Source organism: Paralcaligenes ureilyticus (genome assembly GCF_004346225.1).
Taxonomy (GTDB): Bacteria; Pseudomonadota; Gammaproteobacteria; order Burkholderiales; family Burkholderiaceae_B; genus Paralcaligenes; species Paralcaligenes ureilyticus.
In genome coordinates this window covers 1-21,797 of record NZ_SMAJ01000007.1, presented here as the reverse complement: position 1 = coordinate 21,797, position 21,797 = coordinate 1, and the positions used below count along the sequence as shown (strand labels likewise).

The following is a 21,797-nucleotide window of genomic DNA, read 5'->3' as shown; positions in this document are numbered from 1 at the left end:
ACGTTCAGTACGATCATTCCCGCACCGCCCCGTCAAACCCGTACAAGGCCTGAGGATTGGCGACCAGTATCTGCTCCAGCACGGCCTGGTCCGGGCACAGCTCCAGCAGGGTGTTGGCCGAATCGCCGTCATCGGGCATGTCGCCCTGCACCCGGGGATGCGGCCAGTCCGTACCCCACAGCAGACGATCGGGCATATGCTCGATCAGCGCACGCACAAACGGCTTGCCATCGGCAAAGGGCCGTTTGCCAGTGCTGGACACCCGATCGATGCCGGAAATTTTCACCCACGCGCGGGGATGGTTCTTCAAATCCAGCAAGGCCTGGAAATGGGGATTGCGCAGGCCCTTGTCCGCAGACACCCTGCCCATATGATCGATCACAAAAGGCACGTCCAGACTCGTGAACCAGGGCAATACCGAGATCACCGAGGCTTCGTCGCCGTGTACGCAAATATGCCAGCCGTGAACAGCAATCAGCCGAGCGATACGTTCGACGTCTTCACGCGTCGAACCGGCCAGGTGCGACATGAAATGAAAGCGCGCGCCACGAATGCCGCCCGCGTGCAGCCTGGCTATTTCAGCCGCATCCACGTCAGGGGCCAGCAGGGCCACGCCGCGGCACTGGCCGTTGCTATGTGCGATGGCATCGAGCACCGCCGTCATATCGGTGCCATGGCAGGCGGCCTGCACCAGCACCGTGCGGGTGATTCCCAACTTGGCGTGCATAGCCTGCAGCTTTTCAAAAGGCGCATCCGGCGGGGTGTAAGGCCTGTCTTCAGCAAAAGGAAAAACGGCGGCCGGGCCAAATATATGGCAATGCGTGTCGCAGGCATTAGCAGGCAAGCGGCGGGCAACCGGGGTAATTCGTTCCAACGGAGGGGCGTAATCGAACATGGCCTTCTCATTAAGAAATGCACTCCATGATGCGTCAGGCGGGGTCTAGCCCGCAATGGCCGATGCTTGACTTCTGATATGCAAAAAACGTATATCATGCTGTTATGGACTTGAAACAAATCCGCTATTTCATCGTGGTGTGCGAACTGCGCAGCGTTTCCCGCGCGGCTGAAATCCTGGATGTCTCGCAGCCCTCGATCAGCCGCCAGATACAGCTGCTGGAAGCCGAACTGCGCCAGCATCTGCTGCGCCGCACCGGACGCGGCATGGAGCCCACCGAAGCGGGCCTGCGCTTCTTGAGTCACGCCCGAGCGCTGGATAAACTGGCCAACCATGCCCGGCAGGATCTGCAAAGCTTTCAGTCGCCCACCCAGGGCAAGGTCAGGCTGGGCCTGCCGCCGCGCATCGCCCGGCGCCTGACGCCGCTGATCGTCCAGGAATTCAGGGCGCAGATGCCGAACTCTTCCATCCGTATTGTCGAAGGCTTGAGCGCCGACATGCGGGGCTGGCTGATCAAAAGCAAAATCGACCTGGCGCTGCTGTACGACCCGACGCCCGCCGCCATGCTGAGCTACGAAACCATATACAGAGAAGACATGGTGCTGGCCTATGCCAAAACCTGCCGGCCCCGGCCGCCTAAAAATATCAAGGCCGGGCAGTTGGAGCGGTACCCCCTGGTCTTGCCCAGCAGGCCCAACTCCATCCGCACCCTGGTGGACCGCATCTGCCATGATGCCGAGATCAGCCTGAACATTGTGGCCGAGGTGGACGTGGTTCAAACCGCCGTGGAAACCATTTCGTACGATCAGGTTTATACGATTATTCCGCGCTCGGCCATCCACGACACGCCGCACCGCAAGGAACTGACGTTTTCGTGCATTAAAGAGCCCGTCATCAAAAACAGCCTGGTCCTGGCCATGCTTGTCCATGGCGCGAACCCGGAGCTGACGCAAACAACGGCCCATATCGTGCGCCATATCGATATGGCGAAATACATGGCTTGATTCGCGAGCGGGCCGTGCCTTGATAATCATGTAAACCGCTAAAGTTTTCCGCTGCGCGGCCGTTAACGATAAAATAGCGCTTCTCAAGCATTATCCAGGTAGTAACGGGGCCAGGTTCTCCCCTTTGACCCCGTGCAGTACCCGTGCCGGCGCACCTCACACGCCGGCACGGCCCTAAGCCAGCCCCGGGCTGGCTTTCTTCTTGAGGTTTTTGGCAGCCACAAGGGCTGCCACTGCATTAGACGGGGCCGTTTTTGTAGCGGCACCCCTTGTGGGTGCCATATTTCGTCGCGACGGTGCGTTGTGGCAACAGCGACTGCCAATCATGGATTCATCCCGTCGCATTAAAGATTCGACCCCATTCTCCGTTAACCGGTTGACGCGCGAGGATCGCAAGGTTTCTTCCGTCGAATATCATCCTTCAGGAGAATTAGCATGTCTATGTTCATCAACACCAATATGTTGTCGCTCAACGCGCAGCGGAACCTCAATACCTCCCAAACCGCTTTGTCGACAGCCCTCGAACGTCTTTCCTCGGGCTTACGAATCAACTCGGCCAAAGACGACGCCGCCGGCATGTCGATTGCCGCCAGAATGACCTCCCAAATCACCGGGATGGACCAGGGCGCCCGAAACGCCAACGATGCCGTGTCGCTCACGCAAACGGCCGAAGGCGCCTTGAACAATGTGGCCAACAACCTGCAGCGCATGCGCGAACTGGCGGTCCAGGCCGCCAATGCTACCAACAGTAGCAGCGATCGCACCGCGCTTCAAAACGAATTCGCCCAGCTCTCCGCCGAGAACGACCGCGTGGCCACCACCACCAAATTCAATGGCGTAGCGGTGATAGATGGCTCGTTTAAAAACCAGAACTTCCAGGTCGGTGCCAACGCCGGCGACACCATTACCATTGACTCCATTGGCAATGCACAATCGTCATCCATCGGGCAAACCTACGCGGTTACTGCCGGCGCCAACACCACGGGAGCTATCGTTGCTGGCGACTTGACGATTAATGGCACGACCATTCAGGCCTCAATAGCAACAAGCGTACCTGGGCAAAGCGCCGACAGCGCCTTTGCCATTGCCGCGGCTATCAATGCAAGCAGTGTTTCCGGCGTAACAGCTAGCGCCAAGGCAGCTACGGTGACGGGCGGCGCTGCACCGACGGCTAACACCACCATGGCTGCAGGCGAGCTCTCCATCAATGGCATCAGCGTCGGTGCCGTGGCGGGTGGGGGGACTGCGGCGATACAAGGCTCCAATGTTGCCGCGGCGATTAACCTGATATCGAATCAGTCTGGCGTTGTGGCTACAGCTGATGCCACTACTGGCGTGCTCACTCTGACGGCAGCCGACGGGCGCGATATTGTCCTTGCCGGTACTGCTACCCCTGCCAATAACTTGACAAGCACCGGCCTAACTACCGGTGGAGCTGCCACAACCGGCACAGTCGTACTAAATACGGGAAGTTCTTCGGCACCTGTCTTAATTGGTGGAACTAGCGCCGCCACTGCACTTAAGGCGGGCTTTACAACAGGCTCCCTAGCGACCGCCATAGCAACCAAAAGCGTCAGCACGCTGGATATCTCGTCAGCCGCCGGCGCCGTAACGGCCATGCAGTCCCTGGACGCCGCCCTGGCTTCCGTCAATGCCAGCAAATCCAGCCTGGGCGCCTACCAGAACCGCTTTACGTCGGCGATTACCAATATCCAGAACGCGTCGCAAAACCTGACGGAAGCACGCAGCCGCATTCAGGATACCGACTTTGCTGCGGAAACCGCCAACCTGACGCGCGGCCAGATTCTGCAACAAGCCGGTACGGCCATGCTGGCGCAGGCCAACCAGTTGCCTAACGGCGTGATGGCTCTGCTGCGTTAATTTTTACAAGCAGGTTAAATCCCCGGTTCGCCGGGGATTTATACCCGCGCAAGAACACTCTTACTCTCCTTTTCCATTCAGGCGGGCATCATGGCACTTTCCACCATTGCAACCGTACCCATCAGTCCACCGGCGGACAGGGCGCAACTCAGCCCCGCTTTCCCGGACGTGAAAAAGGCCGAACCCAAGCCGGTCGAAGCAAAACCTGCGCCCGCAACCACCAGCGTAGAGCAAGTCAAGCAGGCGGTCAGCAAGATCAATACCATGGTTCAAGGGTTTGATCGAGAAGTCTTGTTCAGCGTAGACCACGACTCCGGAAAAATCGTCGTCAAGGTCATGGATACGGCAAGAAACGTAGTTATTCGGCAGATACCCAGTGCCGAAGCTCTGGCAATATCTCATTCACTGGATAAGCTGCAAGGCCTGATCATCAATCAGAAAGCCTGATGCTGTCCCGCTTTGGCTGTTGGACACGGATACGCACTGACCGGATTTAAAGGATACTTTCATGGGAATCTCATCGCCTGGAATAGGCTCGGGCCTGGACGTCAACGGCATCATCACCAAGCTGATGGCGGTAGAGAGCCAACCCCTTACCGCCCTACAAAACCAGACCAGCAGCTATCAAGCCAAGCTTTCGGCCTACGGCAGCCTGAGCAGCGCGCTGTCGACCTTTCAGGGCACGCTGACCGGGCTGGCCGACCTATCGAAATTCCAGTCCTATACCGCGACCCCCAGCGACACGACCGTGCTGACCGCCAGCGCGGCGTCGAACGCCACGGTGGGCAATTATGCGTTGAATATTACCGCGCTGGCCCAGGCGCAATCGTTAACGGCAGCCGGGCAAACCAGCACCAGCGCCGCCATTGGAAGCGGCACATCGACCACGCTGACCTTTGCTTTTGGAACGACCAGCGGCGCCACCTTTACGCAAGATGCCACCCAGGCGGACGGCACAGTGACCATCGACAGCAGCAATAACTCGCTGCTGGGCATACGCGACGCCATCAATGCCGCCAACATCGGCGTCACGGCCACCATCGTGAACGACGGCAGCGCTACGCCCTACCGCCTGCAGCTGACCTCGGCCACGGGCGCGAATAAAAGCATGACCATTACCGCCGCAGGGGGCGGGGACGCTACGGTTTCAGGTCTGCTGTCTTACAATCCGGCTTCGGTCCAGACCATGACACAGTCCGCCGCGGCGCAAGACGCCGCCCTGACGGTCAATGGGCTGGCCGTCCTGAGCCCGTCGAACACCGTTACCACGGCCATTCCGGGCGTCACACTCAATCTGGCCAAAATCGGCTCAACCAGCCTGACTATCGGCAACGACACCGCATCCATCCAGAAATCCGTCCAAAGCTTTGTCGACGCCTACAACTCGATCAACAGCACCATCGGCAAGCTGACCTCCTACGACCCCACCACCAAGCAGGCGGGCCTTTTGCTGGGCGATTTCGCCACCCAGTCGATCCAGACCAAGCTGGCCAATATATTGACCACGCCCCTGACCGGGCTGGGCAACACCAGCATTACCACCTTGTCGCAGTTGGGAGTCTCCTTTCAGAAAGACGGCTCGCTATCGCTCGATACAGGCAAGCTTAGTACGGCCATTGCAAACAACCTGTCCGACATTGCCGGCATGTTCGCTTCGATAGGCCGCAGCACCGATAGCCTGGTGCAATACACCAGCTCAACGACCGCAACCCAGCCTGGCAACTATGCAATTAATGTCACGCAACTGGCGGCCCAGGGCAATCAGGCGGGCAATATCAACCTCAATGCCGGCATTACCATCGGCGCCGCCAACAACGCGCTGAACCTGACGCTGGACGGGACGAGCTCTTCGGTCACCCTGACATCCGGAACCTACACGGCCGCACAGCTGGCCGCGCTGGTGCAGTCTGCCATCAACGGCAATACCGCCTTTTCCGGCGCCGGTTCGAAAGTGTCGGTTGCCATTGATTCCACCAGCGGGTTCATGACTATCACATCGAACCGTTACGGTTCGGCCTCGAATGTAGCGGTTACCAATAGCAGTGCGGGGGCCGCGCTGATCGGCGCCACGACATCCACGGCGGGCCAGGACGTGGCCGGTACGATCAATGGCGTGGCCGCCGGCGGGTCGGGCCAGTACCTGACGGGCGCCATAGGCTCGACCACCGAAGGGCTCAAGCTGCTGATCAGCGGCGGCGCGGTGGGTTCGCGCGGAACGATCAATTTTTCCAGCGGCTATGCCAATAATTTGAACAACTACATTACCGCCGCCCTGAACGGCGGCACGATCTCCGCCCAGACCGCCGGCATTACCCAGAGCTTGGCCGACCTCGCCAAGCAGACCACGGATATGAACGCCAGGCTGGCCACCATCCAGGCCGGCTATCAAGCGCAATTTACCGCGCTGGATGTACTGATGGGGCAGCTGCAGACCACCAGCACCTACCTGACGCAGCAATTGGCCGCCATCAGCGCCAATACGCCCAAGTAAAGGGCCGGCCGGGTATCGAGCAGTGCTTTATCTGAACCAACACGCTAAATCAAACAGACACTAAGGGAAGAACAACCATGTTTGGATCACGACAAGGCGTACACGCTTATGCGAATGTCGGCATTGAAACCGGCGCCGCGACGGCCAGCCCGCATAAACTGATTATCATGCTGTTCGACGGCGCCATGCTGGCGATTGCGACAGGCCTGCAGCACATGAACGCCGGCAACATTCCCGCCAAGGGCAAGTCCATTTCCCACGCCATCACCATCATCGACGGGGGCCTGCGTGCCTGCCTGGATAAGGAAAATGGCGGCAGCATTGCCGAAAACCTGGATGCGCTATACGAATACATGAGCCGCCGGCTGCTGGTGGCCAACCTTAACAACCAGCCGGAAATATTGGAAGAGGTGCATCACCTGCTGCACGACTTGAAACAGGCCTGGGAGGAAATGGATACGGCGACGGTGGCCGCGGAATCGCTGGCCTAGGGCATTTTTGGTCGAACGGTACGGCATGGGATGTTTGGGTATTTGAAGACGCCGTCTATGGAGGCCGGAGCGGGGCCGGTAGGCCTCACTCGACCCGACACCCGGTGCATTTCATCAACGCAGCCGCCAGAGAGCTACAACAGAGTCTGATACTCCACATCTTGCGGCTTTTCGTTCCACGAGCCCGGCGTCAGTTGCGCCCGAATCCGCGCCACTGCCTGCGAACGCAATTGGGACACCCGCCCTTCGGTAATTCCCATGACGGCGCTGATTTCCTTTTGATTGAGATCCTGCTCAAACTGCAGGGAAAGCAGCAGTTGCTCACGCTCGGGCAAGGTTTCAATGGCGGCGATCAGGGCTTTGCGCAAGCCTTGGGACAATAGCTGATTCAACGGGTTGGCCCACCCGCCTTGTTGCCGCGATTCCACCTGGCCGGCATCACGCGTGTCGCCGGATTCGAGATGATGACCGGTCAAGTCCTCGTAATGAACAATCTGCACCCCCCTGGCCTCTTCAAGCAGCGACTGGTATTCGGGCACCGACAGTTCAAGCTGCTCCGCAATTTCGGCCTCGGTGGGCGGCCTCATCAGGCGATGCCCTAACTGGTGAATAGCCTGCTCGACGGTTTTAGCCTTGCTTCGCACGCTGCGCGGCAGCCAATCCTGGCTGCGCAACTCATCGAGCATGGCGCCGCGTATACGTGTTACCGCATAGGTCTCGAACTGCGCGTCGGGGGTCTGCTGGTAGCGGCGTATGGCATCCAGCAGGCCCATCATGCCCGCCTGCATCAGATCGTCGAGCTCGACGCTGGCGGGCAGCTTGGCAACCAGCTGCAAAGCCAGGCGGCGAACCATGGGGGCGAACTGCCCGACCAATTGGTCTTCAGAGGTAGGCATGCGCGAATAAATGACCCAAAATACAGATAGGGCATTGTCGCTCGTCTTGATGCCTGCGCAGTGGGTGGATCAGCCTAAAGTTCCCTTGACTATTCGTTAATTTAAAGAGAAACCCTAAAGCTTAAAATTCTGCAACCGTTAAACACTTCAAGTCTGAACATACTTCATTCATACATCATAGCAACACAGCCTCTTGCGCACCCCATCCATGAGCACTTCCTCGCCTGTTCTAAGCCAGTACCAAGTCATCGCCAGCATCTCGGGCCGGATGCTCGCGGCGGCGCGCTCGAACCATTGGGATTCGGTGCTCACTCTCGCCGACCAATACCGCAATGCGATCGAATCGCTACGCAAGATGAACCCGTTAAACGGCGAGGATCGCCTGGCGCGGCAGGATTTGCTGGCGCAGATTCTTGACGATGACGCCAAGCTGCGCGACATGGCCTCGCCGGAGTTAAAACGCCTGGGGGCGCTGCTTGGTCAAATCAAGCGCCAGCAGTCCGTCCTGCGCACCTACAGCGCCCAGCCCGCTCATAGTCCATGAGCGTCGGCGGCCCGTCCGCCCTGGGCACTCTCCTGGTGCAACGGCTGGACGCCGCTCTTGGCATAACGCTGTCGCAACAGGCCAATCTTGTCTCCGGCGCCCGCCCCGATGCGGTCAGTCAGGCGGACGACCCTTCGTGGCTAAGCGCCGCCCAAAATGAAACGCTGCGCCATCCGCAGGAAACCGTCGACCAGGTCACGGCTCGAACCGGACAGCAAGATTCCGTCGTCAAATCCCGGCTCGACGCGGGTCAGCTTGACGCCGCCTTATTGGACAGCGCAGCCGCAACCGCCAGCACCCCTTCTGCCCCAACCACCCTGGGCTTTGCGGCCAAAACCATACTTGCCCTGCTAAGCCTCTACCCGGATCAGGCTCCGGCCGTTATGGGCAAGGCTCCACTGGTCGACCCATCGGCGCCCGGGCCGGCAGCGGGTCCCGCCTCGCCCGGTGCGCCCGGTGGGTCTGACGCGCACGGTGCGCCTGCATCGCCGATCTCGCCAGCCTTGCTCGCCTCCTCTGCGTCGCCCGTTTCGCCTGCCCTGTTCGCTTCCTCTGCATCGCCCGGCGCGCTGTCGCCCGCCGGCGGCAATGCGCCGGCAACGGGCCACGCCGCCGCGCCGGACACCAACCCCACCGTGCAAAACGTCCCAGGAATGGCCGGTAATGAAATCTCCGCTCGCACCTTCGTGCAGGCCCTGTCGCAGGCCCTGCAAGGCAGCGGCCTGTTTTACGAATCCCATTTGAATGAATTGTCATTCGGCCAACGCAGCGCCGCCAGCCTGATGACCGAACCCCAGGCCCCGCTGGCGCACGCGAGTGCGGCGGCCGATCATGGGCCGGCCCAGCCGGCGACCGCAAGCCAATTGGCTGCCCAGGCCGGTCAACTGGCCAGCCTGCACCCGGATACGCATCTGCTGGTCCGGCAGCAGCTTGAAGTATTGGCCAACCAGACCCTGATGTGGAGCGGTCAGGCATGGCCCAATGCGCCTATGCGGTGGGAAATCGAGCGCCGCGAATCGCCGCCCGGCACGCCCGACGCCTCCGGCGATCACTGGGCCACGCGCCTGAATCTCTCGCTGCCGCAGTTGGGCTCGATAGAGGCACGCCTGAGCCTGAGCGGACAGCAATTGGTCATGCGCCTGGTGGCGCCCCGAGCGTCCGATCGGTTAAGCGCACAAAGTGCGGAGCTGCGCAAGCGCCTGTTGGACTCCGGGCTGACGCTGAGCCACTTGTCCGTCGTGGCGGCCGAGCCATCGGACTCGCCCGCCACCCCCGAGGTCGCGTCATGACGAACCCGCCCACGACGAACAAACCCATGGCGTCCAGACGCGGCCGGCCCAGCGCCGTGGCCATTGCCTACGACAAAAGCGATTCGGCGCCCCGCGTGGTGGCCAAAGGCTATGGAACTCTGGCCGAAACCATTATCCGCACCGCCAAGGAGCATGGTTTATATGTCCATGAGTCGTCCGAGCTGGTGGGCTTATTGATGCAGGTCGATCTGGACCGGCATATTCCGCCGCAACTTTATCTGGCCATTGCCGAATTGCTGGCGTGGTTGTATAGGCTGGAGGCAGGCAAGGACCGGCCCGAGCTGGTTTGATGCGGATTGATGGGAGTCATGCGGCGATGGCAGCCACAAGGGCCGCCGCTACAAATGCGAGAGCCGATGGAAAACGTGGGAGGCGATAAAAAAAACGCGGGAGCCGGTGGAACTTTACACCGGCATGCTGGCGATTTCCTGATAGGCAGCCACCAGGCGGTTACGCACTTGCACCGTGGCCTGAAACGCAATATTGGCCTTTTGCATATCGATCATGACGTTATTGAGAGATACGCCCGGGGTTCCAAGTTCAAAGGCCTGGGCTTGCGTGTTGGCTGAATTTTGCAAAGAGGAAACGCGCTGCAAAGAGCGCTGCAGTTCGGCCGCAAACCCTCCACTTGAAGGCGACGAGGCATCAACGCCCACCGGCGCAGCTGTCGCGCCGGCCACCGCGCGCATTTGCTGCAGCACGGATTCTATACTGGATAAACTATTGATAGCCATAGGATTGCCAACCGGGAAAGAAAACCTGAGCGGGCGCTCCTGCAAGAGACGCGACACCCACAATGGTGCAACTATAACCAGCCTGCGGGCGGGGCAAGAGGCGCAACAACGGCTAAGAAACGGGCTTCTTCACGGGTTAAAACGCCTGCGCAAAAAATGAAGTTCTGACGGGCGCTAAATTCATAAGTCTTAAATAAGCCCCAAAAACCGTGTTTTTCGACACTTGCGTTATTGGCGTTCGAGACAATAATGCATAGTCCCAAAATCACCAACGTGTTGCATGCGTATCCTGCTTTCGATCTGCCCGGCTTTACTATCGCGCTTGCGTCTGTGCACCGGCGAAGGGCGCCAATGACTCTCCAGACCGGGCTGCAGGCTCGTTTCCCGACCCTCGCAAAATTGGGCGCCTGGCCAAAACCGGTTCAAATCGGTTTGGCGGCGGCCGTGGTCGCTGTGATCGTCGCCCTGCTGCTGTGGGGACAGAGCCCGGACTATCGAGTCCTGTTTTCCAACCTCGACGACCAGGATGGCGGCGCTATCGTTACGGCCCTGGGCACCATGAATGTGCCCTATTCGTTCTCGGACAATGGGTCGGCCATACTGGTTCCGGCCAACAAGGTTTACCAGACTCGCCTGCAACTGGCCAGCCAGGGCCTGCCGCGCGGGGGCAAGGTGGGCTTCGAACTGCTCGATCACACGCGTTTCGGAGCCAGCGAGTTCACCGAGCAAATTACCTACCAGCGCGCGCTCGAGGGCGAGCTCGTCAGTTCCATCGAAGCCATTCATTCCGTTAAGGAGGCCCGGGTTCATCTGGCCATCCCGCGCGAATCGCTCTTTGTGCGCGAACGCCAATCGCCCACGGCATCGGTACTGCTTACCTTGTATCCGGGCCGCTCGCTCAACGAGGGCCAGGTGGCCGCCATCACATGGCTGGTTTCGGCCAGCGTTGCAAACCTGACGGCCGACAAAGTGTCGGTAGTCGATCAAAACGGCCATCTGCTGACGTCGCCTTCGGGCCAGGCGGGCGCCGACGAAACACGCCGCGCGTTCACCAACGACACTGAACAGCGCACCGTGCAACGGATCCTCACCCTGCTCACGCCACTGGTCGGGGCCCATAATGTGCGGGCCCAAGCCAGCGCCGATATTGATTTTTCACAACGCGAACAAACATCGGAAATCTATCGGCCCAACCAGAAGCCCGGGCAGGCCGCGGTGCGCAGCGAGCAAACCAATTCGTCCTCGCGCCACGATCTTCAGCCCCCCGAGGGTGTCCCGGGGGCCTTGACCAATCAGCCTCCCGCCAACGCGACAGCGCCTATTACCGTCGCCCCCGCGCCTGCAACTGCCGCCCCCAATACCGCGCCTGCCGCCAGCGCAGCGCAAACCAAAGTACCGAGCGACAGCCGCCACGACGCCACGATCAACTACGAGGTCGACCGCACGATCAATCACGTCAAAGACCCCGTAGGCCGGGTGCAGCGCCTGGCGGTGGCCGTGGTGGTCAACTATCAACGCAATGCGGCAGGCAAGCTCGTGCCGCTCGATCCCGCCGAACTTGCCAAATTGAATGGGCTGGTCAAGGAAGCCATGGGCTACTCCGAGGCGCGCGGCGATACGCTCAGCGTGGTCAACAGCCCCTTTACAACCGAAACGGTGGAAAAACAGCCTGTCTGGGAAAATCCACGCTACCTGTCGGCAGCCATGCAGATCGGCCAGTATCTGCTGATTGCACTCGTCATTCTGGTGCTATGGCGCAGCCTGCTCAAACCCCTGTTGGCCGCTATCACGACGATTAAGCCTGTCGTAGCGACCACCTCCCCCGTCAACACGGCGGCCGCCAACGAGGCCGCGGCCGCGCAGCGCGCATCGGAAATCGGCCGCTACGAAGAAAATCTGAATACGGCCCGGCACATGGCCGAGAAGGACCCCCGTGCCGTGGCCATGGTATTGCGCTCGTGGATGGTAAAAAATGGCGGCAACTGAAACCGAACTGGAGCGCTGCGCCATTTTGATGATGTCGCTGGGGGAAGACTCGGCGGCCGAAGTCTTTAAATTCCTGTCGGCGCGCGAAGTGCAGAGCATAGGCGGCGCGATGGCCAATCTGAAACAGATTACGCGCCACGATGTCGATACCGTGCTGGAGGAGTTTCGCCAGGAAGCCGATCAATTCATGGCCGTCACCCTGGGCTCGAGCGATTACATACGCTCGGTGCTGACCAAGGCTTTGGGAACCGACCGCGCCGCCGGCCTGATCGAGGACATATTCCAGGGGGGGGAGAATGCCAGCGGCATCGATGCCCTGAACTGGCTCGACCCCGTCAGCGTGGCCGAGCTGATCCACGACGAGCATCCGCAAATCATCGCCACCATTCTGGTTCACCTGGAACGCGATCGCGCGTCGGGCGTACTGGCGTTATTGAATGAACGCCTGCGCAACGATGTGATGCTGCGCATCGCCACGTTTGGCGGCGTTCAGCCAGCGGCCTTACACGAACTGACCGAAGTGCTCAACAACATGCTCTCGGGCCAGGGAGCCAAGCGCAGCAAGATGGGCGGCGTGCGCACCGCGGCCGAAATACTCAATTTCATGAGCACGGTCGACGAAGATGCGGCGGTGGCCAGCCTGCGTGAGCTGGACGCCGATCTGGCACAACGCATCGTCGACGAAATGTTCGTCTTCGACAATCTGATCGACATCGAAGATCCGAATCTGCAGCTGATACTGAAGGAAATCGACACCAGCTCGCTGCCCATCGCCTTGAAGGGCGCCAGCGAGGAATTGCGCGACAAATTTTTCCGCAATATGTCCAACCGCGCGGCTCAACTACTGCGCGACGACCTGGAAGCCCAAGGGCCGGTACGCATGTCCAAAGTCGAACAAGAGCAAAAAAACATACTCATGATAGCCCGCAAGCTTGCAGAATCCGGACAGATCGATCTGAACAGCAAGGGGAAGGACGAATATGTCTGATAAGTGGCCGCCCAACACCGCCTGGCCTTCGACCGATTCGTGGGAACGCTGGAAAATGGCGTCTTTCGAATTGCCGCCGCGCGACACCACGCGGGCGGCGCACTCCTCCACGCAACTGGTCAAGGAACACGAACAGGCCCGTCTTGCCGTGCAGGCGAAAGCCCAAGCCGAAGGCTACGCCCAGGGCCAGGCCCAGGGGCTGGCCGACGGCACGCGCGCCGGTCTGAAAGCGGGACACGAGGAAGGCTACGAAGCCGGATTTGCGGAAGGCCACGCCGCCGGGCGTGCCGCCGGCCTGAATGAAACCGAACAACTGCACTCCCTGCTGACCTCTTGCGCGCAAGCTTTGGAAAGCATAGAAGCCGAAATCGGCCAGAGCCTGATCGCGCTCGCCACACAGATTGCCCAGCGGGTCGTGCACAGCACCCTGGCCATAGCGCCGGAAAAGATCCTGGACACGGTGCGGGATATTTTCCGCATCGATCAGGACCACCAGACGCTATCGCACCTGCGCGTCAACCCGGCCGACCTGGAGCTGATTAAAACCTATCTGACCGACGACCCCAGCCTGGAAAAATGGCAACTCATCTCCGACCCAGGCATTGAACGCGGCGGCTGCATCGCTGAAACGGCGCTGGGCGACATCGATGCCACCTTGCAAACCCGTTGGCAGAGGGTAACCGCCGCACTCGGTCGAGACCATCCCTGGATAGCCGCAACATGAACCGGCCTCCCAAACATTACGTTCCCATCGCCGAACGCTGGCAGGCTCAATTGGCGGTTGGCGCCAAACGAGTGGCGGCCACCGACCCCTGGCAGGTCACCGGGCGCGTCAGACGCGCCACCGGGCTGGTGCTGGAAACCACCGGCTTGCGGCTTGCGGTAGGCGCGGCCTGCAAGATCGAAATTTCGCCCGGGCGCGATCATTGGGCCGACGCCGAAGTGGTCGGGTTCGACGGCCACACGCTCTACCTTATGCCGCAAAGCGATATTTCAGGCCTGTCGCCCGGCGCGCGCGTCGTATCGGCGGAATCTGTCTTGCAAGGCCCTATTCCCCTGCCGGCACAAGCCGCGAGCGACAACAGTCTGGCGCCCGAGCGCAGTCGGCATCTGCCCGTGGGCGAGGCCTTGCTGGGTCGCGTTCTCGATGGCGCCGGGCGCCCGCTCGACAACCTTGGCTCGCTGGGCGACGTGACGCTGGCTCCGCTTAGCGCCCCGAGCATCAACCCTTTGGCGCGCGCACCCATCGATACCGTGCTCGACGTGGGCGTACGCGCCATCAATGGCCTGCTGACCGTGGGCCGCGGCCAGCGCATGGGGTTGTTCGCCGGCTCGGGGGTAGGCAAAAGCGTGCTCCTGGGCATGATGGCGCGCTACACCCAGGCCGATGTCATTGTCGTGGGCCTGATCGGCGAACGCGGCCGCGAAGTCAAGGAATTCATCGAGCACAATCTCGGACCCGACGGCCTGCGGCGCTCGGTCGTGGTGGCGGCTCCAGCCGACGTTTCGCCCTTGTTGAGGCTGCAGGGCGCCGTCTATGCCACCAAACTGGCCGAATACTTTCGCGACCAGGGCAAGCATGTGTTGCTGATCATGGATTCGCTGACCCGCTACGCCATGGCGCAGCGTGAAATTGCGTTGGCCATCGGCGAGCCTCCCGCGACCAAGGGCTATCCCCCTTCGGTATTTGCCAAGTTGCCCGCCCTGGTGGAGCGCGCGGGCAATGGGGCGCCGGTGGGCAATAAGCCCGCCGGATCGATTACCGGGTTCTATACGGTGTTGGCCGAAGGGGACGACCAGCAAGACCCCATCGCCGATTCGGCGCGGGCCATTCTGGACGGGCACGTGGTGCTGTCGCGGCGCCTGGCCGAATCGGGGCACTACCCCGCCATCGACATCGAAACGTCGATTTCACGTGTGATGACAGCCATAATCCCTAAAGAACAGTTTGCCCAGGTGCATCAATTCAAGCAGATGCTGTCGCGCTATCAGCGCAATCACGACCTCATCGCGGTGGGCGCCTACACGCCAGGCAACGACCCGCAAATCGATGAGGCCATCGAAAAATACCCCAGGCTCGAAGCCTTCCTGCAACAAGGCATAGAAAGCCGCATCGATTATCCTTTGGCCGCGGCCGAATTGGCCGCTGCTCTGGGCTATGGAGACGGCAATGACTAAGCCTTCGTCGCTCAATACGCTCATCGATCTGGCTCAGAACAGCGCCGACGGCGCAGCCCGGCAGTTGCAAGAGTTGAACAGCACGCGCCGGGATGCCGAACAGCAGTTGGCTACGCTGCAGGTCTATCGCCGGGACTACACCGAACGCCTGCAGAAAACCATGAGCCACGGGCTTTCAGCATCGAATTACCATAATTTCAGGCAGTTTATCGTCACTTTGGACGAAGCCATTTCGCTGCAAAATAAGGCCTTGGTGCAAATCAAGACGAAGCTCGAGTCCGGACGCGAGTATTGGTATGAAAAAAAGCGCAGGCTGAATTCCTACATGACACTGTTGTCGCGACAGGCCCGGCAGCAGGCTGAAAGCGACAACCGCAGCGAGCAAAGGACCAACGACGAGATTTCGGCCAACCTGCTGCGCCGCACCGACAAAACCTATTGAACGGCCCTACCATGATTACTGCGACGATTCCTGCGATATCCAGCACGGCCAACAAGGCGGCAGGCCCAGCCACGCAGAATGTCGGCAATGCCGGTAATGCCAATAGTGCCGGTAATACCAATAGCCCCAGCAATACCAATAACGCCAATGCCAGTTTCTCGGAGGTGCTCCACAACCAGCAGACGCCACAGCAGGCCGAGCTGGCAGAACGCGTTCGTGGCCCGGCCGATAAAACCGACAAAGCCACCTCGAAAGCCAAAGACGATACGCTTAAACCCAGCGACGACGCCCTGGCCTTGCTGGCAAGCGGCCTGGTTCAACCCCAGCTTACGCTGAACCTCGCGGCGCACGCTCCCGCCCCCCTCCCCGCGGGCGCCGCGGCTCGGGCCGTAGCCGCCGACCGCCCAGGCGCGGCCCGCAGCGCCGACATCGACGCCACATCTCTGGCCACCGACGGCAGTAAACCCGCATCGGACTCCCCATCGCCGCAGGCCATTACCCAAGCCATACAAGAACAGTTGGGCGCCGCGCAGACGCCGGCCAAGCCCTCTGATGGCAAGCCGGGCAGCCTTGACGACCGCGCCGGCAATCCGGGGGCCAATCGTCCCAAGGACCAGATCGCCAGTTCGCAACAGACAGACGCATCCGCCGGCGCCGCGGGCCTGCCCGTTCCGGTGGGCGGGGCCGCCCAGCTCGTGAACAACCCATCCCCGAATGCACTGCCCAGCATCAAGTCGATCAGCCATGCGTCTCACGATACGGCGCTGTCGGCCACGCCCAGCGCGCCCGATAGCGGGCTGTCGGGCATGTCAGGCGCGCTTGGCGCCAGTCCAGCCCCACCCGCCGCGTCATCTTTAGCCACTTTGCAAGTCAACACTCCCCTGCAGCACCCGCAATGGGCCGACGACTTCAGCCAGCAATTCGTAACCCTGACTTCGCACCAGAGCCAGAGCCAGAGCCAGAGCCAGAGCCAAACCGCCGAGCTGCGCCTCAATCCGCCCGACCTGGGCCCCTTGCACATTTCCATCAATCTTAGCGACAACACCGCCCACGCGGTATTCGTATCGCCTCACGCGGCCGTGCGCAGCGCGGTCGAAAACGCGTTGCCGCAGCTACAGCAGGCTTTGGCGCAAAGCGGTATTGCACTGGGGCAGGCCAATGTCAGCGACCAGCGGCAGCCTGCGGAAAAATTCCAGGAAGCCGGCGCTCAAAAGCGTCGCGTCTCAACAGGCGCCATAGCCGGCGTCGGCTCGACAAACACGGGGATTATTGCACGGGCCAGCGCCCGCGCGAGCACACCCAACGCCTTGATTGACACGTTTATTTAACACGCAACACATGATTAAAACTATCGTCGGAATTATTCTGATTGCCGCGGCCAGCATCGGTGCAACGGCCCTCTACTTCCTACAAGCCAGCGTGCCGGCGGTAAATGCCGAAACCACACTGCCCGCCAAGCCCGTGCCTTTGCCCGGCCCTATATTCGTGCCGCTGGAGCCGTTTACGGTGACGCTGCGCGACAATGACAGTAGCCGGATTCTGTATGTGGCGATTACTTTGCGCGTCGCCGACGAAGACTCGCGCAAACTGCTGGGCGTCTACATGCCCGAAGTTCGCAACCGCGTGCTGCTCGAGCTATCCACGCAAAGCCCCACTGCGGTTCAAACGCCCGAAGGCCGCACCCAGCTCACGAAGAGCCTGGCCAAGGTACTGGAGGTTCCGTATTTGCCCCAGCCCAAAGGCCCGCGCATTTCGAATGTTCTATTCACGGCCTTCGTAGTGCAATAATGCCTTATCAGAACTTCCTCTCGCAAGACGAAGTCGACGCGCTGCTCGAAGGCGTAACGGGCGAAAGCAATAAACCCTCCTCCCAGCCCGACGATCCGAACGGCGTACGCCTTTACGATCTGAGTTCTCCGGATCGCGTCGTGCGCCACCGGATGCAGACTCTGGAGCTGATCAACGAGCGTTTTGCACGGCGCCTGCGTTCCGTCCTGCTCAGCTTCATGCGGCGCAGCGCCGACATTACCGTAGGCGCCATCCGGGTGCAGAAGTACTCGGATTTCGAGCGCAACCTGCCCATACCCAGCAATTTGAACATGGTCACCATGAAGCCCTTGCGCGGCGTGGCCTTGTTCACTTTCGATCCCAACCTGATTTTTCTGATCGTCGACAGTCTGTTCGGCGGACACGGCCGCTACGGCATGCGCGTCGAGGGGCGCGATTTCACCACCACCGAGCAGCGCATTATCCGGCGCCTGCTGAATCTGACGCTGGAGAGCTACGGGCATGCGTGGGAGTCGGTCTATCCGATCGAATTCGAGTATGTGCGTTCGGAGATGCACACCAAGTTCGCCAGCATCGCCGGCAGCAATGAAATCGTCGTGGTGTCGTCGTTCAACATCGAGTTTGGCGCGACCGGCGGCACTCTGAACATTTGCGTGCCCTATTCGATGATCGAACCGATACGCGACGTGCTGATCCGGCCTTTGCAGGACGCATCCACCGACTCGATCGATCAGCGCTGGGTGCATCAATTATCGCGCCAGGTGCGCAGCGCCGATGTCGAGCTGGTCGCCGACTTCGTCCATATTCCTTCCGATATTTCCAAGCTGTTGAAGCTGCAAGTGGGCGACGTGCTGCCCCTGACTATCCCCACCGTCGTCACCGCGCACGTCGGCGGCGTTCCAGTAATGGAGTGTTCATACGGAACCTTCAACGGCCAGTACGCCTTACGCCTGAAAAAACTGCTGGCCACCAGCGCAACCGATTTATCCACAAGCGATTCATCATGACTGAGCCAAAACAAGAGCCTACCCACGATCCGGATGCCCCGGCCGATGCCGATGCCGAATGGGCGGCGGCCATGGCCGAGCAGGCCTCTAAAACCGCGCCCGGCAACCAGGCCGCCGGGCTCGGCCAGGACACCGACGACTGGGCCAGCGCCCTGGCCGAACAGGCCGCCGCTACACCTGCCGCCCAGCAGGTATTCCAGCCCTTGGCCGATAGCGCCGCCCAGAGCGACAGCGATATCGACATGATCATGGACATCCCGGTCCAGCTCACGGTCGAACTGGGCCGCACACGGCTCACCATCAAAAACATTCTGCAGCTGGGCCAGGGGTCGGTGATCGAGCTCGACGGACTGGCGGGCGAACCCATGGATATTTTCGTCAATGGCTACCTGATCGCCCAAGGCGAAGTGGTGGTGGTCGAGGACAAATACGGCATCCGCCTGACCGATATCATCACGCCTTCGGACCGCATACACCGGTTGAACAGCCGGCGCTGAAGTTATCAAAAGATCGATAAGACCCCATGACCGAAGCCGCCGCCCTGCGCCTGATACTGAGCCTGTTTTTTGTACTGGCCCTGATACTGGCCGCCGCCTGGCTGACCCGCCGCGCCGGCTGGCTGCGCGCCGGACCGAAGCGCATCCTGAAACTGGTCGATACCCAAAGCCTCGGGCCGCGCACCTACGTTGCGCTGGTGGATATTGACAATACCCGGCTGGTTCTGGGCGTCACGACCAGCCAGATTTCCCTTTTGCACACGCTGCCCAGGCCCGAGCCCGACCCCCGCACCTCATCCGTCGAACCCGAGCCTGCCTCTGCCTCTGCCTTTGCCCGCACGCTAAGGCAAATCATGACCCGGCGCCGCTAGTCCAGGCCCTCCACCCGCGCAAGGCTGTCTTGAACGCTTCCATTACTCCTCACCGCAGCACTCCAAGGCTGCCGACACCCGCGAGCCTGATCCTGTTCAGCCTGCTGTTGCTGGCCCTGATCTACCCGGCCTCGGGGCTGGCCCAGGCCACCCTGCCCGGAGTGACCGTCGCCAACGGTCCCGGCGGCAACCAGACGTATACGCTCAGCATCCAGACCCTGATGCTGCTGACCATGATGTCGTTTTTACCGGCCATGCTGCTCATGATGACCGGATTTACACGCATCATCATCGTGCTGGGACTGTTGCGCAACGCCTTGGGAACGGGTACCGCGCCGCCCAACTCGGTACTGATCGGCCTGGCCATGTTCCTGACATTCTTTGCCATGTCGCCCGTTTTCGATCAGATCTACAGCCAGGCCTACCAACCCTTGAGCGCCGGCACCATTACCTTTGAAACGGCTTTGGAGCGGGGCGCGCAGCCATTAAAAACATTCATGCTGCACCAGACGCGCGAGGCCGACTTGTCGCTGTTTGCCAATATGGCCCAGATCGGCCAGCTTGACGGGCCCGAGCAGGTGCCGCTGCGCGTGCTGGTGCCAGCCTTCGTCACCAGCGAACTGAAAACGGCCTTCCAGATCGGCTTCACGGTGTTCATACCGTTTCTGATTATCGATCTGGTGGTCGCCAGCGTGCTGATGGCCCTGGGCATGATGATGGTGCCGCCCGTCACCATCTCGCTCCCCTTCAAGCTCATGTTATTCGTGCTGGCCGATGGATGGCATTTGCTTCTGGGGTCGCTGGCTCGAAGTTTCTATCAATAAAAGGACACGCCATGAATTCCCAAACCATCATGACCATGACCTATCAGGCCCTCAGAGTCGCCCTGATCATGGCGGGTCCGCTATTGCTGGTCATGCTGGTGGTGGGCCTGCTGATCAGCATTTTCCAGGCGGCCACCCAGATCAACGAAATGACCCTGTCGTTCATCCCGAAGTTGCTGGCTGTGGGCGTGGCGCTCGTTGTGTTGGGCCCGTGGCTGATCAGCACCATGGTCGACTATATACAGCAGCTTTTTTCGCAGATTCCGGGGCTGGTATCCTGAGGCGGCCCGCCCGCGGCGCGCTGGCTTATGGTCACCTTTGATCTGAACCAGTTCTACAGCTGGATCACGGCCTTCATCTGGCCCTTTCTGCGGCTGCTGGCCCTGATGGGAACGGCGCCGCTTTTGAGCGAATCGGCAATTCCGGCACGGGTAAAAGTGGGTTTCGCCGCGTTGACGGCCGTTGCCATCGCGCCTACGCTGGGCCCCATGCCGCCCATCGCGCCGGCCTCGTTTGCGGGGCTGTGGATAGCCGCGCAGCAGGTACTGATAGGAATAGCGCTGGGACTGACCATGCGCATCGTATTTGCCGCAGTGCAAACCGCGGGGGACTTTATCGGCTTGCAAATGGGCTTGTCCTTCGCCTCATTCTTCGATCCGAGCATGGGCCCCAATACCACAGTGCTCTCGCGCCTTATGACGATGATAGCCATGCTGTTTTTTTTGGCGCTAAACGGCCATCTGCTGATGCTGGCCGGCCTGGTGCGCACCTTCGAGGTGCTGCCTATAGGCATGGGCTCCATGAACCCGAACGGCTGGGGCGTACTGCTCGACTGGAGCCGGCAAGTCCTTGTTTCAGGCCTGCTCCTGGCTCTGCCGGTCATCATCGCCTTGCTTATCATCAACCTGGCCATGGGGATTTTGAACAGGACAGCGCAACAGCTCTCGGTATTTGCGGTGGGCTTTCCCATCAGTTTATTGGTAGGGCTGATGCTGCTGGCTGTCGTGCTGCCTCAAACCGGCCCATTCCTGACGCACCTGTTTCAATCCGGGTACGACGCCATGGGCCGCCTGGCGCAAGCCATGGCGGGATTGCCGGGCAGGTAGCTGCAATGGTGGCACCCACAAGGGGTGCCACTACAAATACGTATCCGAGAATCTACTTAAGGCGACGGCGGCCCAGGCGAGCCCGCACGCCTGGGCCGCCGTCGCCGTTCTTGCAAGATCTAATCTATATAGTACCGATGGCACCCACAAGGGGTGCCGCTACAAAAACACGCGGCGCGCCCGCCTCGATCACCTCGGCCGTACTCAGCTTGAACACCGACACCGCCTCGCTCAACCTCCCCGCCTGCTCCTGCAACGACCCCGCCGCAGCCGCCGCCTCCTCCACCAGCGCCGCATTCTGCTGCACCACCCCATCCATCTGCGCCACCGCCTCATTCACCTGTCCAATCCCCTCGGACTGCTC

24 protein-coding genes and 1 pseudogene are annotated in these 21,797 nt (G+C 60.7%); 21 read left to right on the top strand and 4 right to left on the bottom strand.

The window, feature by feature from the left end; translation table 11 throughout:
* Positions 1–13 precede the first annotated feature (13 nt).
* Positions 14–895 (bottom strand): amidohydrolase family protein, encoded by an 882-nt coding sequence (locus EDC26_RS10685; RefSeq protein ID WP_132582386.1) that lies wholly within the window; start codon positions 893–895, stop codon positions 14–16.
* Between the two features lie 104 nt (positions 896–999).
* Between EDC26_RS10685 and EDC26_RS10680 the strand changes: the two genes are divergently transcribed.
* The 5 genes from EDC26_RS10680 (at position 1,000) to fliS (ending at position 6,762) form a co-directional block, all read left to right on the top strand.
* Positions 1,000–1,899 carry a LysR family transcriptional regulator gene (locus EDC26_RS10680; RefSeq protein WP_132582384.1) on the top strand — a complete coding sequence of 300 codons (900 nt, stop codon included), beginning with the start codon at positions 1,000–1,002 and terminating at the stop codon, positions 1,897–1,899.
* 435 nt (positions 1,900–2,334) lie between these two features.
* On the top strand, positions 2,335–3,780 hold the full coding sequence (locus tag EDC26_RS10675) for a flagellin N-terminal helical domain-containing protein (RefSeq protein ID WP_132582382.1): 1,446 nt from the start codon (positions 2,335–2,337) through the stop codon (positions 3,778–3,780).
* Between the two features lie 90 nt (positions 3,781–3,870).
* A complete protein-coding gene (locus tag EDC26_RS10670) occupies positions 3,871–4,227 on the top strand; it encodes a flagellar protein FlaG (RefSeq protein WP_132582380.1) in 357 nt (118 codons plus the stop codon).
* 61 nt (positions 4,228–4,288) lie between these two features.
* Positions 4,289–6,271 (top strand): flagellar filament capping protein FliD, encoded by a 1,983-nt coding sequence (fliD, locus tag EDC26_RS10665; protein WP_132582378.1) that lies wholly within the window; start codon positions 4,289–4,291, stop codon positions 6,269–6,271.
* Between the two features lie 77 nt (positions 6,272–6,348).
* Positions 6,349–6,762: a flagellar export chaperone FliS gene (gene fliS, locus EDC26_RS10660; RefSeq protein ID WP_132582376.1), complete on the top strand. Its 414-nt coding sequence runs from the start codon at positions 6,349–6,351 to the stop codon at positions 6,760–6,762.
* A 134-nt stretch (positions 6,763–6,896) separates the two neighbouring features.
* Here the strand turns inward: fliS and EDC26_RS10655 are convergent, their stop codons facing one another.
* Positions 6,897–7,658 (bottom strand): RNA polymerase sigma factor FliA, encoded by a 762-nt coding sequence (locus EDC26_RS10655; RefSeq protein WP_132582374.1) that lies wholly within the window; start codon positions 7,656–7,658, stop codon positions 6,897–6,899.
* Between the two features lie 208 nt (positions 7,659–7,866).
* On the opposite strand from EDC26_RS10655, the gene EDC26_RS10650 reads away from it, so the two are divergent.
* The 3 genes from EDC26_RS10650 to EDC26_RS10640 are packed head-to-tail and all read left to right on the top strand — an operon-like array spanning position 7,867 to position 9,802.
* The gene (locus EDC26_RS10650; RefSeq protein WP_132582372.1) at positions 7,867–8,202 is read left to right on the top strand and encodes a flagellar protein FliT; all 336 of its coding nucleotides are present in this window, start codon (positions 7,867–7,869) and stop codon (positions 8,200–8,202) included.
* Positions 8,199–9,491, top strand: coding sequence for a flagellar hook-length control protein FliK (gene fliK / locus EDC26_RS10645; protein WP_132582370.1), 1,293 nt, complete (start codon positions 8,199–8,201; stop codon positions 9,489–9,491). The genes EDC26_RS10650 and fliK overlap by 4 nt, the downstream gene beginning before the upstream one ends.
* Positions 9,488–9,802: an EscU/YscU/HrcU family type III secretion system export apparatus switch protein gene (locus tag EDC26_RS10640; protein ID WP_243700876.1), complete on the top strand. Its 315-nt coding sequence runs from the start codon at positions 9,488–9,490 to the stop codon at positions 9,800–9,802. Before fliK ends, EDC26_RS10640 begins: the two co-directional genes overlap by 4 nt.
* A 114-nt stretch (positions 9,803–9,916) precedes the next feature.
* Here the strand turns inward: EDC26_RS10640 and fliE are convergent, their stop codons facing one another.
* A complete protein-coding gene (gene fliE / locus EDC26_RS10635; RefSeq protein ID WP_132582368.1) occupies positions 9,917–10,246 on the bottom strand; it encodes a flagellar hook-basal body complex protein FliE in 330 nt (109 codons plus the stop codon).
* A 351-nt stretch (positions 10,247–10,597) separates the two neighbouring features.
* Here fliE and fliF point away from each other — a divergent pair, with 351 nt between their 5' ends.
* From fliF to fliR, 13 genes are all read left to right on the top strand, one after another.
* Positions 10,598–12,232: a flagellar basal-body MS-ring/collar protein FliF gene (gene fliF / locus EDC26_RS10630; RefSeq protein ID WP_243700885.1), complete on the top strand. Its 1,635-nt coding sequence runs from the start codon at positions 10,598–10,600 to the stop codon at positions 12,230–12,232.
* Positions 12,219–13,220, top strand: a complete 1,002-nt coding sequence (gene fliG, locus EDC26_RS10625; RefSeq protein ID WP_132582364.1) for a flagellar motor switch protein FliG — start codon at positions 12,219–12,221, stop codon at positions 13,218–13,220. The genes fliF and fliG overlap by 14 nt, the downstream gene beginning before the upstream one ends.
* On the top strand, positions 13,213–13,944 hold the full coding sequence (gene fliH, locus EDC26_RS10620; RefSeq protein ID WP_132582362.1) for a flagellar assembly protein FliH: 732 nt from the start codon (positions 13,213–13,215) through the stop codon (positions 13,942–13,944). The genes fliG and fliH overlap by 8 nt, the downstream gene beginning before the upstream one ends.
* The gene (gene fliI / locus EDC26_RS10615) at positions 13,941–15,398 is read left to right on the top strand and encodes a flagellar protein export ATPase FliI (RefSeq protein ID WP_132582360.1); all 1,458 of its coding nucleotides are present in this window, start codon (positions 13,941–13,943) and stop codon (positions 15,396–15,398) included. Before fliH ends, fliI begins: the two co-directional genes overlap by 4 nt.
* On the top strand, positions 15,391–15,840 hold the full coding sequence (gene fliJ, locus EDC26_RS10610; protein ID WP_132582358.1) for a flagellar export protein FliJ: 450 nt from the start codon (positions 15,391–15,393) through the stop codon (positions 15,838–15,840). The genes fliI and fliJ overlap by 8 nt, the downstream gene beginning before the upstream one ends.
* A gap of 11 nt (positions 15,841–15,851) precedes the next feature.
* Positions 15,852–17,168 carry a flagellar hook-length control protein FliK gene (locus tag EDC26_RS10605; protein ID WP_132582356.1) on the top strand — a complete coding sequence of 439 codons (1,317 nt, stop codon included), beginning with the start codon at positions 15,852–15,854 and terminating at the stop codon, positions 17,166–17,168.
* 10 nt (positions 17,169–17,178) lie between these two features.
* A complete protein-coding gene (fliL, locus tag EDC26_RS10600; protein WP_132582354.1) occupies positions 17,179–17,628 on the top strand; it encodes a flagellar basal body-associated protein FliL in 450 nt (149 codons plus the stop codon).
* A complete protein-coding gene (gene fliM, locus EDC26_RS10595) occupies positions 17,628–18,635 on the top strand; it encodes a flagellar motor switch protein FliM (RefSeq protein ID WP_132582352.1) in 1,008 nt (335 codons plus the stop codon). The genes fliL and fliM overlap by 1 nt, the downstream gene beginning before the upstream one ends.
* Positions 18,632–19,132, top strand: a complete 501-nt coding sequence (fliN, locus tag EDC26_RS10590; RefSeq protein ID WP_132582350.1) for a flagellar motor switch protein FliN — start codon at positions 18,632–18,634, stop codon at positions 19,130–19,132. The genes fliM and fliN overlap by 4 nt, the downstream gene beginning before the upstream one ends.
* Positions 19,133–19,158: 26 nt before the next feature.
* Complete coding sequence (gene fliO / locus EDC26_RS10585) at positions 19,159–19,503, top strand: flagellar biosynthetic protein FliO (RefSeq protein WP_132582348.1); 345 nt, start codon at positions 19,159–19,161, stop codon at positions 19,501–19,503.
* Positions 19,504–19,592: 89 nt separating this feature from the next.
* Complete coding sequence (gene fliP, locus EDC26_RS10580; RefSeq protein ID WP_425012592.1) at positions 19,593–20,327, top strand: flagellar type III secretion system pore protein FliP; 735 nt, start codon at positions 19,593–19,595, stop codon at positions 20,325–20,327.
* 11 nt (positions 20,328–20,338) lie between these two features.
* Entirely contained in the window at positions 20,339–20,608 is a 270-nt protein-coding gene (fliQ, locus tag EDC26_RS10575) for a flagellar biosynthesis protein FliQ (protein WP_132582346.1), read from the top strand.
* A 27-nt stretch (positions 20,609–20,635) separates the two neighbouring features.
* Positions 20,636–21,433 (top strand): flagellar biosynthetic protein FliR, encoded by a 798-nt coding sequence (gene fliR, locus EDC26_RS10570; RefSeq protein WP_132582344.1) that lies wholly within the window; start codon positions 20,636–20,638, stop codon positions 21,431–21,433.
* Positions 21,434–21,557: 124 nt separating this feature from the next.
* Here fliR and EDC26_RS10565 read toward each other — a convergent pair.
* A pseudogene (locus EDC26_RS10565) lies at positions 21,558–21,797 on the bottom strand (methyl-accepting chemotaxis protein); the annotation flags it as partial.

Excerpts from the sequence above, each read along its gene's own strand:
- EDC26_RS10685 (WP_132582386.1), bottom strand. The coding sequence starts at position 895 with ATGTTCGATTACGCCCCTCCGTTGGAACGAATTACCCCGGTTGCCCGC.
- EDC26_RS10680 (WP_132582384.1), top strand. The coding sequence starts at position 1,000 with ATGGACTTGAAACAAATCCGCTATTTCATCGTGGTGTGCGAACTGCGC.
- EDC26_RS10675 (WP_132582382.1), top strand. The coding sequence starts at position 2,335 with ATGTCTATGTTCATCAACACCAATATGTTGTCGCTCAACGCGCAGCGG.
- EDC26_RS10670 (WP_132582380.1), top strand. The coding sequence starts at position 3,871 with ATGGCACTTTCCACCATTGCAACCGTACCCATCAGTCCACCGGCGGAC.
- fliD (WP_132582378.1), top strand. The coding sequence starts at position 4,289 with ATGGGAATCTCATCGCCTGGAATAGGCTCGGGCCTGGACGTCAACGGC.
- fliS (WP_132582376.1), top strand. The coding sequence starts at position 6,349 with ATGTTTGGATCACGACAAGGCGTACACGCTTATGCGAATGTCGGCATT.
- EDC26_RS10655 (WP_132582374.1), bottom strand. The coding sequence starts at position 7,658 with ATGCCTACCTCTGAAGACCAATTGGTCGGGCAGTTCGCCCCCATGGTT.
- EDC26_RS10650 (WP_132582372.1), top strand. The coding sequence starts at position 7,867 with ATGAGCACTTCCTCGCCTGTTCTAAGCCAGTACCAAGTCATCGCCAGC.
- fliK (WP_132582370.1), top strand. The coding sequence starts at position 8,199 with ATGAGCGTCGGCGGCCCGTCCGCCCTGGGCACTCTCCTGGTGCAACGG.
- EDC26_RS10640 (WP_243700876.1), top strand. The coding sequence starts at position 9,488 with ATGACGAACCCGCCCACGACGAACAAACCCATGGCGTCCAGACGCGGC.
- fliE (WP_132582368.1), bottom strand. The coding sequence starts at position 10,246 with ATGGCTATCAATAGTTTATCCAGTATAGAATCCGTGCTGCAGCAAATG.
- fliF (WP_243700885.1), top strand. The coding sequence starts at position 10,598 with ATGACTCTCCAGACCGGGCTGCAGGCTCGTTTCCCGACCCTCGCAAAA.
- fliG (WP_132582364.1), top strand. The coding sequence starts at position 12,219 with ATGGCGGCAACTGAAACCGAACTGGAGCGCTGCGCCATTTTGATGATG.
- fliH (WP_132582362.1), top strand. The coding sequence starts at position 13,213 with ATGTCTGATAAGTGGCCGCCCAACACCGCCTGGCCTTCGACCGATTCG.
- fliI (WP_132582360.1), top strand. The coding sequence starts at position 13,941 with ATGAACCGGCCTCCCAAACATTACGTTCCCATCGCCGAACGCTGGCAG.
- fliJ (WP_132582358.1), top strand. The coding sequence starts at position 15,391 with ATGACTAAGCCTTCGTCGCTCAATACGCTCATCGATCTGGCTCAGAAC.
- EDC26_RS10605 (WP_132582356.1), top strand. The coding sequence starts at position 15,852 with ATGATTACTGCGACGATTCCTGCGATATCCAGCACGGCCAACAAGGCG.
- fliL (WP_132582354.1), top strand. The coding sequence starts at position 17,179 with ATGATTAAAACTATCGTCGGAATTATTCTGATTGCCGCGGCCAGCATC.
- fliM (WP_132582352.1), top strand. The coding sequence starts at position 17,628 with ATGCCTTATCAGAACTTCCTCTCGCAAGACGAAGTCGACGCGCTGCTC.
- fliN (WP_132582350.1), top strand. The coding sequence starts at position 18,632 with ATGACTGAGCCAAAACAAGAGCCTACCCACGATCCGGATGCCCCGGCC.
- fliO (WP_132582348.1), top strand. The coding sequence starts at position 19,159 with ATGACCGAAGCCGCCGCCCTGCGCCTGATACTGAGCCTGTTTTTTGTA.
- fliQ (WP_132582346.1), top strand. The coding sequence starts at position 20,339 with ATGAATTCCCAAACCATCATGACCATGACCTATCAGGCCCTCAGAGTC.
- fliR (WP_132582344.1), top strand. The coding sequence starts at position 20,636 with ATGGTCACCTTTGATCTGAACCAGTTCTACAGCTGGATCACGGCCTTC.